Below are 12,523 nucleotides of genomic sequence, written 5' to 3'. Positions count from 1 at the left end.
TGAGGCGCGGCGAGCGCTTTTAGTTGGAGCAACTCTATGAACGCGACACCGCGGTTCCAGCTTCCTTTCATCCTGCCAGGGCAGGCCCAGAAGGAACTGTACCACAACGAGGCCCTGTCCCGGATCGACTGCGCCCTTCACGGCTGCGTGGAAGAAGGTCCATTGGCGACGCCTCCGACAGCGCCAACGCCGGGCCAAAGCTGGGTCGTTGCGGCTCCGGCAGACGGCGCGTGGACCGGGCAGGAGGGCCACATCGCCTGCTGGACCGAGGGGGGCTGGCGATTCCTCTCGCCGCAACCGGGCACATGCGTCTGGGACAAGGCGGCGCGCCTCTGGCTTCACTATGAAGACGGTGGCTGGAGCGATGGCGAGGTCCCGGCCGCGAAACTCGTGATCGGCGGTGTTCAGGTGGTAGGAAAACGGCAGCCGCCTATCCTAAGTCCTTCTGGCGGCGCGATAATCGACACGGAAGCGCGCGCAGCGATCGACGCTTTGATTGCGACATTAATGTCACACGGTCTGACTGATTGATCTTTTTTCGAGCGGCTGTGAAACCGATACGGCGGCGTGTCGTTTGAGGGCCTGTTCGCAGTGGGGCCGCAGGGGTTCAATACAAACTGAGGCTTTTCTGCAACATAATCGGGGCTAAGCGTGCTTGCACGGAAACTCCGCTTACCGTATTGAGTTCAAGGTCGTTCCCGTTGGAACGCAGAAGAAAGGGGAAAGATTTATGCGGAAGCTCGCCATAGTTGTGGCGCTTTCATCCACCGTGCTCGCGACTCCGGCAATGGCTCGCGACGGCGCATGGTATGTAGGCGGCGAACTCGGTGCGATGATCGTCGAGGATATCGACGTTGACATCGCAGGCGTGGATAACGTCATCGGCCTTGACCATGATTATGGTTATGACGCGGCGCTTTTCACCGGCTACGATCTCGGTGCGTTCCGCATCGAAGCCGAAGTGGCCTATAAGAAGGCGGACCTCGAAGGCGTAACCACGTCGGGTCTGGTTCTGCCGGGCGATAATCGCGCAAGCGTGATCTATGATGCCGCAGCCGGCAACACCAACGTGCTGAGCTTCATGGTCAACGGCATGGCCGATTTCGGCGATGACGATGGCATCAACGGCTTCATCGGCGGTGGTATCGGTATCGCCCGCGTGAAGTATGACAACCAGCGCGTTTTCGCGAACCAGGGCGCTTTCCTCGACGACAGCGACTCCGGCCTCGCGTGGCAGGTCATCGCAGGCGTTCGCGCCCCGATCACCGAGAACATCGACGCCCAGCTGAAGTACCGTTTCTTCAACGTGTCGGGTCTCGACATGGTGGCGTTCAACGGTGACGAGGCTTCGTCGCGCTATCGCTCGCACAGCCTGCTCGGTGGCATCATCTTCAACTTCGGCGCCGCTCCGCCGCCGCCGCCGCCGCCGCCGCCGCCGCCTCCCCCGCCCCCGCCGCCTCCGCCGCCGCCTCCGCCGCCGCCGGTCGTGCAGGGTCCGTTCATCGTGTTCTTCGATTGGGACAAGTCGGACATCACCCCGCAGGCTGCCGCGATCCTCGACAACGCTGCCTCGGCTTACCAGTCGACGGGTCAGGCGCAGGTCGTGCTCGCCGGTCACGCCGACAAGTCGGGTTCGGCCCAGTACAACGTTGGTCTTTCGCAGCGTCGTGCCGACAACGTCCGCCAGTATCTGGCCGGTCGCGGCGTGCCCGATGGCGTGATGACCACCGAAGCGTTCGGCGAGAGCCGTCCGCTGGTCGAGACCGCCGACGGTGTCCGCGAGCCGCAGAACCGGCGCGTGGAAATCACCTTCGGTCCGGGTTCGGGCCAGTAAGGTGGGCTCCCGTCGCTTCGGCGGCGGGAAGCACCAAGCGAAAAGGGAGCCGGTCCTTCGGGACCGGCTCTTTTTTTTGCGCCCGGCCCCGGTGCCCTTGACGGTGCCTGGGGAAACTGTTTCGCCTCCGGCTCGTTCAGATGACGAGCAATTTAGGAGGACGAGATGAAGCGGTGGACGCTCTGCGCGACGGCAGCCCTGGCATTGGCTGGCTGCGCGACGACATATGATGCGGATGACGTCGGGCCAGGGCCCGATGCCGCAATGGCTTCGGCCGAGCTGCGCGACCCCAGCGGCCGCGTCATGGGGAGCGCGACGGCGAGCCAGGTGGGCGACAGCATCCGGATCCGGATCGACGGCCGCAATCTCCCGAGCGGCGCGCATGGCGCGCACATCCACCAGACCGGCGTCTGCGCGGCGCCCGACTTCGCCAGCGCCGGTCCGCACTGGAACCCGACGGACCGGAAGCACGGCAAGGACAATCCCGCCGGAATGCATCACGGCGACCTGCCCAACGTGCTGATCGGCGCGAACGGGGAAGGCTCGCTGGAATATACGATCCCCGGTGGGCGACTGAGCGGCGGCGGAGCGGCCATGCTGGATGGCGATGGTGCCTCCATCGTCATCCACGCGACCGCGGACGACTACCGGACGGATCCGTCGGGCAACAGCGGTGGTCGCATCGCCTGCGGCGTGTTTCGCTGAATGAGCGCGGGTCGCCTTGGGGCGGCCCGTTTCCTCTACCAAGCGGTCAGAGGGGCTCGCCCGCTGCGCGGGCCCTTTCGATCTTGCCGTCCTCCACGCCGGCGATGGTTCGCGATCCGACCCACAGCGCGAGCAGGGTGAAGGGCGGGACGACGTAGAGCGCAAAAATCCCCGCGCTGAGGCTCTGCAGCACGTCGGCCATCTTGCCCGCATAATAAGGGCCGAGCGCCAATCCGATCATCGTGGTGCCGAGGATGTATGTCGCCCCGGCGGTGGCGCGCATCCGCGGCAGAACCAGATCCTGGAGCGTCGCCACGGCCGCGCCGACCCATGCCGCGCCGAACATGTGGGCGAACGGGAAGACGGCGTAGAAACGGGTGAGATCCCCGGTGCTGAACAGGAACCAGGTCAGCGGCGCGGGGAGGATCACCGCCAAAGCGTTGACGTAGAGCCGTCCCGCCGGATGGCGGCGGCGCCACAGGTCCGAGATGATGCCGCCCATGATCACGCCGACTGCGGCGCTGGCGGCCGCGCCCCAGCCGATGATGGTGGCGACTTCCTCGGCGCCCGTCATTCCGGAAATGTAGAAGGCCGGCCCGGTCGGGTCGGGGTAGAAGGTGCGCATCACGTAGGGCGGCGTCCAGAAGCTCACCGCATAGCTCACGAACGAGATGCTGCCGAACGCGATCGCAAGCATCAGCGTCGTCGGCGTCGCCCAGAGCAACCGGTAGGTCGGCCGGTCGCGATGGCGGAGCGATTGAACCCAGGAGAAGACGGCATAGATGCCGAGCCCGTAGGCTCCCCATTGCGGGGCGTCGCCGGTCAGCGCAATCAGACCCGCGGCGGCGGCGGCCACGACCGCGAGCGCCATCAGGTTGATCTTGAACTCGCCGGGCAGGCGCGCGGTGTTGAACAAGGTGAGCGGCGGCAGGATCGCCACCAGCTCGCGCCCGAAGTCTCGCCAGGCATGCGGGCGCACCACCGGCTGGGGTAGTCCGTCGGACGCGCCGCGCTGCGGCTCCCTGAGCGAGAGGACCCATAAAGCGATAAGGAGACCGGGGATGCCGACGGCGAGGAAGGCCGCCTGCCAGCCGGCGAGGCCCAGAGGCGCTTCGGCCGCGCTCGGGTAGGCGGTGTTCCACCGGCTGAGCACGAAGCCGCCGATCGGCAGGCTGAGCGCGCCGCCGATGTAGAGGCCGCTCGAATAGATCGAGAGGGCGGTGGCGCGCTTCTCCTTGGGGAAGCTGTCCGAGATCATCGAATAAGCGGCGGGCGAAGCGCTCGCCTCTCCGATGCCGACGCCGATGCGCGCGACGGCGAGCATGCCGAAGCTCGTCGCGAAGCCCGACAGAGCGGTCATGCCGGACCAGAGCGCCAGGCCCATCGCCATCAGGCGCCCGCGATACCAGCTGTCGGCAAGCCGCCCGAGCGGGATGCCGAACAGCGCGTAGAAGACGGCGAAGGCGGTGCCGTAGAGGAAGCCGATCTGGGCATCCTCCAGGCCCAGATCCTTCTTGATGTCTTCGGCCAGGATCGAGAGGATCTGCCGATCGACGAAATTGAGCGCATAGACGATGACGAGAACGAAGAGGGCGTACCAGGCATAGGCGCCGACTCTGATCGGGGGAGCGTCCACCTTTTGCGTCGCCATGGCACCTCTCGATTTGTTCTGTGCTTCTGGCTAGCAGAGGGGCGCACATTGGCAACAGGGTTTCAGCGATGACGGTTTCGGTCCTGTTCGTGTGTCTCGGCAACATCTGCCGCTCGCCTCTCGCCGAAGCGGCATTCCGCGCCGAGGCCGAACGGCTGGGGCTCGATGTCGAAGTGGACAGCGCCGGCACCGGCGACTGGCATGTCGGGCGCTCGCCCGACTCTCGCGCCATCGCCGTCGCCCGCAAGAACGGCGTCGACATTTCCCACCTGCGCGCGCGTCAGGTTGCGCCGGACGATTTCCTCCGCTTCGATCATATCGTCGCGCTCGATGCCGAGAATTTCGCCAATCTGAAGCGCCTCGAGCCGAACGACGGCAAGGCGCAATTGTCGCTGCTGCTCGATCATGTCGAGGGACGGAAAGGGGAGGCGGTGGCCGATCCTTATTACGGCCAGTCCGAGCATTTCGAAGTCACCTGGCGCGACGTCACAGAAGGCGCGCGGGGCCTTGCGCGGAAGATCGCCGGGCGGTGACGGCCTTCGCCAGCAAGGTGGCCGACCTCACCGGCGTTCCGGCCGAGCGGCTCGAGCGGCTTGCCGGCGGCGATCTGTCCGAGGTTTTGCTGCTCCGCCGCCCCGATGGCCGTTGCACGGTCGCCAAGGGCGGGGCGGCCGTCGCGACCGAGGCGGCGATGCTGCGGGCGCTGCTGGGCGCAGGCGTGCCGGTGCCGATGGTGGAGGGCGAGCATGACGGCGTGCTGCTGCTCCACCATGTCGAGAATGACGGCGTGTTCAGCCCCCATGCCTGGACCGACATCGGACGGGTCGTGCGGCGGCTCCACGACAAGGTCGGCCGGCAATATGGCTGGCCGGTCGACTATCGGCTGGGCACCGTTGCGCTCGACAACCGCCAGACCAGCGACTGGCCGGCCTTCTGGGGCGAGCAGAGGCTGGTCGCCACGGCGAGCATCCTCGACCGGCCGACGCGCGAACGGGTCGAGCGCCTCGCCCGGCGCCTGCCCGATCTGCTGCCGGCCGCACCGCCCCCCTCCTTTCTCCACGGCGACCTCTGGACCGGAAACATCCTCGTTGCCGACGGCAAGCTCGCGGCACTGATCGATCCGGCCTGCTATGGCGGTGACGCGGAAGTCGACCTTGCGATGCTGACCCTGTTCGGGTCGCCCCCCGCCGAATTCTGGGATGCCTACGGACCCTTGGAGGCCGGATGGAGGGAACGGCGCGACGTCTATCAACTGTTCCCCGCGCTCGTGCATCTGCGGCTGTTCGGGGCGTCCTATGCGGGCATGGTCGATCGCCTGCTCGGCCGGCTCGGCGCCTGATCAGCCGAGATCGAAGCGCTCGACCACCGAGTAGATCGCCCCGTCCGGCGTAAGCTCGCTCTCGTAGAGCGCGAAAGCATCCACTGCAAAAAGCGGGCTAGAGAGGCCGCCGGAATGCGCCAGCAAGCCGTCGATCGGTCCGGCGTCGCGCTTCAGCCGCGCGAGCGTGATGTGCGGCGCGAAGGCGCGGCGCTCGGGCGGCACTCCGGCACGGGTGACGGCCTGGTCGACCTTGTGGTGGAGGGCTTTGAGCGGTTCGTGCGGCGACACTCCCGCCCACAGGCTCCCCGGCTGCCCCGGCCGGCCGAAGCGGCCGATGCCTGCCAGCGCGATCTCGAAGCCGGGATGGCGGATCGCGGCCAGCGCGGCATGGATGTCCTCGGCCTGGTGACGGTCGACCTCGCCGATGAAACGCAGCGTCAGATGGAGCTGTTCATCGCTCTGCCAGCGCGCGTTGCGCACGCCGCCCATGACCGCGAGCAGTTGCTCGCGGATCGGGCGCGGGGGTCGAATGGCGACGAACAGGCGATGCATAAGGCGTCAACCAACTTGAAAGCATCCGGGGCGCATGTCCGGTTTCGCTTGAAAGCGCCCCCGTATCACACGATATTGGCCGCAACGGCAGGGGCAATTGCCGATCAAGGAGACGAGTGAACATGGCTAACGGATTTGACCCTCGAGCGACCGCAAGGCCGCAGCCTGGAACGGCTGGGGTCGGCCGGGAAAGCGTCGCCTTCGACGCCGGCCTTCGCTCCTACATGCTGTCCGTCTACAATTATATGGCGTCGGGCGTCCTTCTCACCGGCATCGTCGCTCTGCTGTTCGCGAACAGCGGCTATGCGGCGACGGTCCTCGGCGGACCCGGTCTGCTCAAATATCTGATCATGTTCTCGCCGCTGGCGTTCGTGATGGTGCTGAGCTTCGGCATCAACCGCCTCTCGACCGCCACCGCGCAGATGCTCTTCTGGGCGTTCGCAACGGTGATGGGCCTGTCGATGGCGTCGATCTTCTTGGTCTTCACCGGCACGTCGATCGCGCAGACCTTCTTCGCCACGGCGGCGGCATTCCTCGGCCTTAGCCTCTACGGCTACACGACCAAGCGGGATCTGTCGGCCTTCGGCACCTTCCTGATCATGGGCGTGGTCGGCCTGCTGGTCGCCTCGATCATCAACATCTTCCTGCAGTCGGGCACGATGCAACTGGTGATCAGCTTCATCGGCGTGCTGCTGTTCGCGGGCCTCACCGCCTACGACACGCAGCGCATCAAGAGCATGTACGCCCACGTGGCGGGCACCGACATGATGGGCAAGACCGTGATCATGGGCGCGCTGTCGCTCTATCTCGACTTCGTCAACATGTTCACCTTCCTCCTCCAGTTCATGGGCCAGCGCGACTAAGCGCTTCCCGGAGAAGGCACGAAACGGAAAGGCCCGGCGGTGACGTCGGGCCTTTTTCGTTCAGGCCGTCCGCCGGCGTTGCCACAGGGCGATGGCGCTGCCCGCCGCCAGCCCGGCGAGGATGTAGAGCCCGGAATTGCCGGTGTAGAAGGCAATGCCGAGGATGAAGGCGGTCAGCACCAGGCTGAGGCCCAACTGCGCGTTTCGTGACATCCCGATCCCCCCTTTAGCCGCGGCCTATCCACTTAGATGCCGCCCGAAGAAGTGCAGAGTCCGCCGCCACGCCAGGTCCGCCGCCGCCTTGTCGTAACGCTCGGCGGACGTGTCGTTGTTGAAGGCGTGGTTGACGTTCGCATAGGTGTGCGCCTCGACCGTCTTGCCGGCCTTCTTCAGCGCCTCCGCCCAGGGGAGGCCGGTGGCGTTCACGCGCTCGTCCAGCCCGGCAAGGTGCAGCATCAGCGGCATCCTCACCATTGCCGCCTCGGCGACGTCCGGCGCCGGCCCGTAATAGGAGACCGCGGCGTCGAGAGCGTCACCGCCGGCGACGGCGAAGCGGTTGACGAAGGCGCCGCCCCAGCAGAAACCGACCGCGCCGACCTTGCCGTTGCTGGTCTTCACGCCCTTCAGCTGCCCGGCCAGCGCGACCGCCGATGCCATGCTCGCGCCAAGGTCGAGCTTGCCGATCATCTCGCGCGCCTTGTCCTGATCGGACGGCGTGCCGCCCGCGGGAGTCAGGAAATCGGGCGCCACCGTAAAGTAGCCGGCCAGCGCGAGCCGCCGCGCGACATCCTCGATATGCGCATTGAGCCCGCGATTTTCGTGGATGACGATGACCGAGGGGAGGCGTTTCTTGCCCTTGGGCGCGGCCATATAGCCGTCGAGCGCGTGCCCTTCTAGCCCCAGCGAGCCGCGCGTGATGAGCAGGCGCGGATCGTCCGCCTTGATCGCCGCCGCGGCCGGGCTGGCGGCGATGCCGAGCAGCAGGGCGTTGGCGGCGGCGGCGCTGCCCGCGATCCGGGTCAGCTCGGCCATGAAGGTGCGGCGATCGAGGCCCTCGTGGGTGAAGCGGTCATAGAGCGCGATCGCCCGGGTGCGGATATCGCCGCTCATGCCGGCTCCTCCTCTTTCTTGGGCATCAATGCGTCGTCGATTTCGCGTGCGCGGAGCGCCGCGGGCCGGGCCTGGATACGCCCAACATAGTCGGCGAAGGCCGCGCGCCTATCGATCGTGCCGAACATCATCCCCCAGCCGATCTGCGAGCCGACATAGACGTCGGCGGCGGTGAACTCGTCGCCGCAGATATAGGGATGCTGGCTGATGCCGCGCTCGAGCGCGTCGATCGTCTCGTCGAACGATCCGTATCCCGCCATCATCTTCTTGTCCTCGGGCGCCAACAGGCCGAGCGCCTTGCCCGTGACCACAGCCTCGACCGGCCCCGCTGCGAAGAACATCCAGCGATAATAAGGACCGCGGGCCGGATTGCCCGATGGCGGCGCCAGCCCGCGATCCGGGAACATGTCGGCCAGATAGGCGCAGATCGCGCCCGCCTCGGTCACGACCGTCCCGTTGTGTCGGATCGCCGGCACCTTGCCCATCGGGTTCACGGCCAGATAGTCGGGCGCCTTCATCGTCGTGCCGTAATCGAGCAGGACGGTTTCATAAGGCTCGCCCAGTTCCTCGAGCATCCAGCGCACGATCCGGCCGCGCGACATCGGGTTGGTGTAGAAGATGAGCTCGGACATCATGGCTCTCCCTGATCCGGGAGGCATCCTATCCTTGCTTTGAAGCGAGTGGGAGTCTGCGCCGCGGGAACCAGGAAAAAGGCCCCCTCCGTTTCCGGAGAGGGCCTCTTCCTATTCACGCGGCTGTGATCAGGCCTGTTCTTCGGGCTGCTTCTTGCCCTTGCGCCGCGCCTTGGGCGGGGCGGGGATGATCTCGAAGGCGAGTGTATTGTCCTTGATGCGGACCTTGACCTCGCCGCCGTTGGTGAGCTTGCCGAACAGCAATTCTTCGGCCAGCGGCTGCTTCACCTTCTCCTGGACGAGGCGACCCATCGGGCGCGCGCCGTACAGCCGGTCGTAGCCGCGATCGGTCAGCCACTTCTTGGACTCGTCGTCGAGGCTGATGTGGACGCCGCGGTCCGCCAGCTGCAGTTCGAGCTGGAGGATGAACTTGTCCACCACCCGCGCCACGACTTCCGGCGGCAAATAGCCGAACGGCACGATCGCATCGAGGCGGTTGCGGAATTCCGGCGTGAACATCCGCTTGATCGCTTCCTCGTCCTCGCCCTCGCGGGTCTGAGTGCCGAAGCCGACGCCCTCGCGCGCCATGTCGCTGGCGCCCGCATTGGTCGTCATGATCAGGATGACGTTGCGGAAATCGACCGTCTTGCCGTGGTGATCGGTCAATTTGCCGTTGTCCATCACCTGCAGCAGGATGTTGAACAGGTCGGGATGCGCCTTCTCGATCTCGTCGAGCAACAGCACCGAGTGCGGATGCTGATCGACGGCGTCGGTCAAAAGGCCGCCCTGGTCGTAGCCGACATAGCCCGGCGGCGCGCCGATCAGACGGCTGACCGAGTGGCGCTCCATATATTCCGACATGTCGAAGCGCTGGAGCGGGATGCCCATGATCGAAGCGAGCTGACGCGCGACCTCGGTCTTGCCGACGCCGGTGGGGCCGGAGAAGAGGTAGTTGCCGATCGGCTTGTCGGGATCGCGCAGGCCGGCGCGACTCAGCTTGATCGCCGAGGCAAGCACCTCGATCGCCTTGTCCTGGCCGAAGACGACGCGCTTCAGGTCGCGGTCGAGATGCTCGAGCGCCTTCTTGTCGTCCGACGACACCGATTTCGGCGGGATCCGGGCGATGGTCGAGATGACCGCCTCGATCTCCTTGGTCGTGATCGTCTTCTTGCGCTTGTTGGGCGGCACCAGCATCTGCATCGCCCCGACCTCGTCGATTACGTCGATCGCCTTGTCGGGCAGCTTGCGGTCGTTGATGTAGCGCGCGCTGAGCTCGACCGCCGATTTGATCGCGTCGCTCGTATATTTGACGCTGTGATGCTCCTCGAACGCCGACCGCAGGCCGGCGAGGATCTTGATCGTGTCCTCGATGGTCGGCTCGTTGACGTCGATCTTCTGGAAGCGCCGGAGCAGGGCCCGGTCCTTCTCGAAATGGTTGCGGAACTCCTTGTAGGTGGTCGATCCGATGCAGCGGATCGTCCCGCCCGAAAGCGCGGGCTTGAGGAGGTTCGACGCGTCCATCGCGCCGCCGCTGGTCGCGCCGGCGCCGATCACGGTGTGGATTTCGTCGATGAACAGGATCGCGTCGGGAAGCTTTTCCAGCTCCGTCACGACCGCCTTCAGCCGCTCCTCGAAGTCGCCGCGATAGCGCGTGCCGGCGAGCAGGGCGCCCATGTCCAGCGAGTAGATCACGGCCGGCTTCAGCACTTCGGGGACGTCGCCCTCGATGATCTTGCGCGCGAGGCCCTCCGCGATCGCGGTCTTGCCGACGCCGGGATCGCCCACATAGAGCGGGTTGTTCTTGGAGCGGCGGCACAGGATCTGCACCGTGCGGTCGACCTCGGGCCCGCGGCCGATCAGCGGATCGACGCGGCCGTCCAGGGCCTTCTCATTCAGGTTGACGGTGAACTGCTTCAGCGCGGATTCGGATTTCTTCTTGCCGTCATCCGACTTGGTCTCCTCCACACCCTTCACCTCGGGCGCCTCGGTGGAGGTCTCGCCCTTGCCGACGCCGTGGCTGATGTAGCTGACGGCATCGAGGCGACTCATGTCCTGCTGCTGCAGGAAATAGACGGCATAGCTCTCGCGCTCGGAGAAGAGCGCGACGAGCACGTTGGCGCCGGTCACTTCGTCGCGGCCCGAGGACTGTACGTGTAGGATGGCGCGCTGGACGACACGTTGGAAGCCGCTGGTCGGGGAGGGGTCGGTCTCGCCCTCGACCTTGAGCGCTTCCAATTCGCTGTCGAGATAGAGGCGGACGGCTTCGCGCAACTCGGGCAGGTCGACGCCGCACGCCTTCATCACTTTGGAAGCGTGCGTGTCCTCGATCAGCGCGAGCAGCAGATGTTCGAGGGTCGCATATTCGTGCCGGCGACCGCTGGCTTCGGCGAGGGCCGTATGCAGCGTCTGTTCCAGTTCGCGGGCAAATGACGGCATGGTCTACTCCTATGTGCCCGCGTTGGTCGTCACGGGCGTCTTGACCTTAATGTCGTGCCGCATCGGCCCAGCATCAAGCACGTGCCTTTCAAACTAGGGAAAACACCGGGTGGTTTCCTCAGCCTGGTCATTTCTTGAATATAGCCTCGGCGCTTGCCCGATGGTTAACCGCGGCTTCAATTTTTGCCCGGGTCCGTGCGATTTCCGCTTCCAGCAGGGCGATGCGGGCGTTGAGTTCGTCGACCGAGAAGGGATCGAGATCCTGCCTGGCGAGCAGCGTCAGCGGGTCGCCGGGCTTGTCGGGAAAGAGCTCGTCGAGGTCCATGGCCGAAGACTCCACCCGGCGGGCTGCTTGTGTCAACATCGCGCAGGATTATATCCCCAACATTCTTCGGGGAGCGTGACCTTATGACCACCGTTCCGGCCATGATGGTCGCGATCGAGGCCGAGCAGCCGGGCGGACCGGAAATGCTGAGGCCCGTCGAGCGGCCGGTGCCGCAGCCCGGGCCGGGCGAGGTGCTGGTCCGCGTCGCGGCTGCCGGCGTCAACCGGCCAGACGTGATGCAGCGCATGGGCCTCTATCCGCCGCCGCCCGGCGCGCCGGCCATCCCCGGGCTCGAGATCGCGGGCACGATCGTCGCGCTCGGCGACGGCGTCGATCGGGCGCTGCTCGGCCAGCCAGTCTGCGCGCTCGTCGCCGGCGGCGGCTACGCGCAATATTGCGTCGCGCCGGCCGCGCAATGCCTTCCCGTTCCCGCCGGCCTGTCGATGGTCGAGGCGGCGGCGCTGCCCGAGACCTTCTTCACCGTCTGGTCCAACCTGTTCGACCGGGGCGGCGCGAAGGCGGGCGAGACCGCGCTCGTCCATGGCGGCACCAGCGGCATCGGCACCACCGCGATCCTGCTCGGCAAAGCGTTCGGCCTCACCGTCATCGTCACCGTCGGCTCGGACGCAAAGGCGGCGAGGGCGCTCGAGATCGGCGCCGACTATGCGGTCAACTATCGCGAGGCCGATTTCGCGGAGGAGGTGAAGCGCATCACCGGCGGCCGCGGCGTCGACGTCGTGCTCGACATGATCGGCGGCGATTATGTGGCGCGCAACATCGCCTGCATGGCCGAGGAGGGGCGTCACGTCTCGATCGCCGTCCAGCGCGGCGCCAAGGCGGAAATCCCAGTCTGGGCGATCATGGCCAGGCGCCTGACGCTGACCGGTTCGACGCTTCGAGCACGTCCCGTCGAATTCAAGGCCGCCATCGCCGACGCGCTGCGCGACAAGGTCTGGCCCCACCTCGAATCCGGCCGCATTCGCCCGGTCATCGACACCGTTCTCCCTCTCGAAGTGGCCGCCGACGCGCACCGCCGCATGGAAAGCAGCGAGCATATCGGCAAGATCGTGCTCGAGGTGGAGTGACGGGCCGAA

At 66.1% G+C, this 12,523-nt stretch carries 14 protein-coding genes; 7 read left to right on the top strand and 7 right to left on the bottom strand.

All coding sequences use genetic code 11. The features are described 5' to 3' along the window. Nucleotides 1-36 precede the first annotated feature (36 nt). The 3 genes from SH591_RS04980 to SH591_RS04970 all read left to right on the top strand — a co-directional run bounded on the left by SH591_RS04980 (nucleotide 37) and on the right by SH591_RS04970 (nucleotide 2,539). The gene (locus SH591_RS04980; protein WP_324750783.1) at nucleotides 37-531 is read left to right on the top strand and encodes a DUF2793 domain-containing protein; all 495 of its coding nucleotides are present in this window, start codon (nucleotides 37-39) and stop codon (nucleotides 529-531) included. 199 nt (nucleotides 532-730) lie between these two features. After that, nucleotides 731-1,834 carry an OmpA family protein gene (locus SH591_RS04975; protein WP_324750782.1) on the top strand — a complete coding sequence of 368 codons (1,104 nt, stop codon included), beginning with the start codon at nucleotides 731-733 and terminating at the stop codon, nucleotides 1,832-1,834. A gap of 165 nt (nucleotides 1,835-1,999) precedes the next feature. Beyond that, nucleotides 2,000-2,539 (top strand): superoxide dismutase family protein, encoded by a 540-nt coding sequence (locus SH591_RS04970; protein ID WP_324750781.1) that lies wholly within the window; start codon nucleotides 2,000-2,002, stop codon nucleotides 2,537-2,539. Nucleotides 2,540-2,585: 46 nt separating this feature from the next. Here SH591_RS04970 and SH591_RS04965 read toward each other — a convergent pair whose 3' ends face one another. Beyond that, the gene (locus SH591_RS04965) at nucleotides 2,586-4,190 is read right to left on the bottom strand and encodes a spinster family MFS transporter (RefSeq protein ID WP_324750780.1); all 1,605 of its coding nucleotides are present in this window, start codon (nucleotides 4,188-4,190) and stop codon (nucleotides 2,586-2,588) included. A 68-nt stretch (nucleotides 4,191-4,258) separates the two neighbouring features. Here SH591_RS04965 and SH591_RS04960 point away from each other — a divergent pair, with 68 nt between their 5' ends. Beyond that, nucleotides 4,259-4,723 (top strand): low molecular weight protein-tyrosine-phosphatase, encoded by a 465-nt coding sequence (locus tag SH591_RS04960; RefSeq protein ID WP_324750779.1) that lies wholly within the window; start codon nucleotides 4,259-4,261, stop codon nucleotides 4,721-4,723. Continuing rightward, nucleotides 4,720-5,529 carry a fructosamine kinase family protein gene (locus SH591_RS04955; protein ID WP_324750778.1) on the top strand — a complete coding sequence of 270 codons (810 nt, stop codon included), beginning with the start codon at nucleotides 4,720-4,722 and terminating at the stop codon, nucleotides 5,527-5,529. The genes SH591_RS04960 and SH591_RS04955 overlap by 4 nt, the downstream gene beginning before the upstream one ends. On the opposite strand, the gene thpR is transcribed toward SH591_RS04955, so the two are convergent. Further along, nucleotides 5,530-6,063 carry an RNA 2',3'-cyclic phosphodiesterase gene (gene thpR, locus SH591_RS04950; RefSeq protein ID WP_324750777.1) on the bottom strand — a complete coding sequence of 178 codons (534 nt, stop codon included), beginning with the start codon at nucleotides 6,061-6,063 and terminating at the stop codon, nucleotides 5,530-5,532. It abuts the gene before it with no gap. Between the two features lie 122 nt (nucleotides 6,064-6,185). Between thpR and SH591_RS04945 the strand changes: the two genes are divergently transcribed. Next, nucleotides 6,186-6,926 (top strand): Bax inhibitor-1/YccA family protein, encoded by a 741-nt coding sequence (locus SH591_RS04945; RefSeq protein ID WP_322831826.1) that lies wholly within the window; start codon nucleotides 6,186-6,188, stop codon nucleotides 6,924-6,926. Nucleotides 6,927-6,986: 60 nt separating this feature from the next. On the opposite strand, the gene SH591_RS04940 is transcribed toward SH591_RS04945, so the two are convergent. From SH591_RS04940 to SH591_RS04920, 5 genes are all read right to left on the bottom strand, one after another. Then, nucleotides 6,987-7,139, bottom strand: a complete 153-nt coding sequence (locus SH591_RS04940; protein ID WP_324750776.1) for a hypothetical protein — start codon at nucleotides 7,137-7,139, stop codon at nucleotides 6,987-6,989. A 24-nt stretch (nucleotides 7,140-7,163) separates the two neighbouring features. Then, the gene (locus SH591_RS04935; RefSeq protein WP_324750775.1) at nucleotides 7,164-8,036 is read right to left on the bottom strand and encodes a dienelactone hydrolase family protein; all 873 of its coding nucleotides are present in this window, start codon (nucleotides 8,034-8,036) and stop codon (nucleotides 7,164-7,166) included. Next, nucleotides 8,033-8,671: a glutathione S-transferase family protein gene (locus SH591_RS04930; RefSeq protein WP_416385209.1), complete on the bottom strand. Its 639-nt coding sequence runs from the start codon at nucleotides 8,669-8,671 to the stop codon at nucleotides 8,033-8,035. The genes SH591_RS04935 and SH591_RS04930 overlap by 4 nt, the downstream gene beginning before the upstream one ends. A gap of 126 nt (nucleotides 8,672-8,797) precedes the next feature. After that, complete coding sequence (clpA, locus tag SH591_RS04925; RefSeq protein WP_324750774.1) at nucleotides 8,798-11,104, bottom strand: ATP-dependent Clp protease ATP-binding subunit ClpA; 2,307 nt, start codon at nucleotides 11,102-11,104, stop codon at nucleotides 8,798-8,800. A gap of 127 nt (nucleotides 11,105-11,231) precedes the next feature. Beyond that, nucleotides 11,232-11,429 carry a DUF1192 domain-containing protein gene (locus SH591_RS04920; protein ID WP_324750773.1) on the bottom strand — a complete coding sequence of 66 codons (198 nt, stop codon included), beginning with the start codon at nucleotides 11,427-11,429 and terminating at the stop codon, nucleotides 11,232-11,234. Between the two features lie 83 nt (nucleotides 11,430-11,512). On the opposite strand from SH591_RS04920, the gene SH591_RS04915 reads away from it, so the two are divergent. After that, on the top strand, nucleotides 11,513-12,514 hold the full coding sequence (locus SH591_RS04915) for an NAD(P)H-quinone oxidoreductase (protein WP_324750772.1): 1,002 nt from the start codon (nucleotides 11,513-11,515) through the stop codon (nucleotides 12,512-12,514). Nucleotides 12,515-12,523: the final 9 nt, after the last annotated feature.

Source organism: Sphingomonas sp. LY54 (assembly GCF_035594035.1).
Taxonomy (GTDB): domain Bacteria; phylum Pseudomonadota; class Alphaproteobacteria; order Sphingomonadales; family Sphingomonadaceae; genus Allosphingosinicella.
Note: the sequence above shows the minus strand (reverse complement) of the source record. Positions and strands in the feature narration are given on the sequence as shown.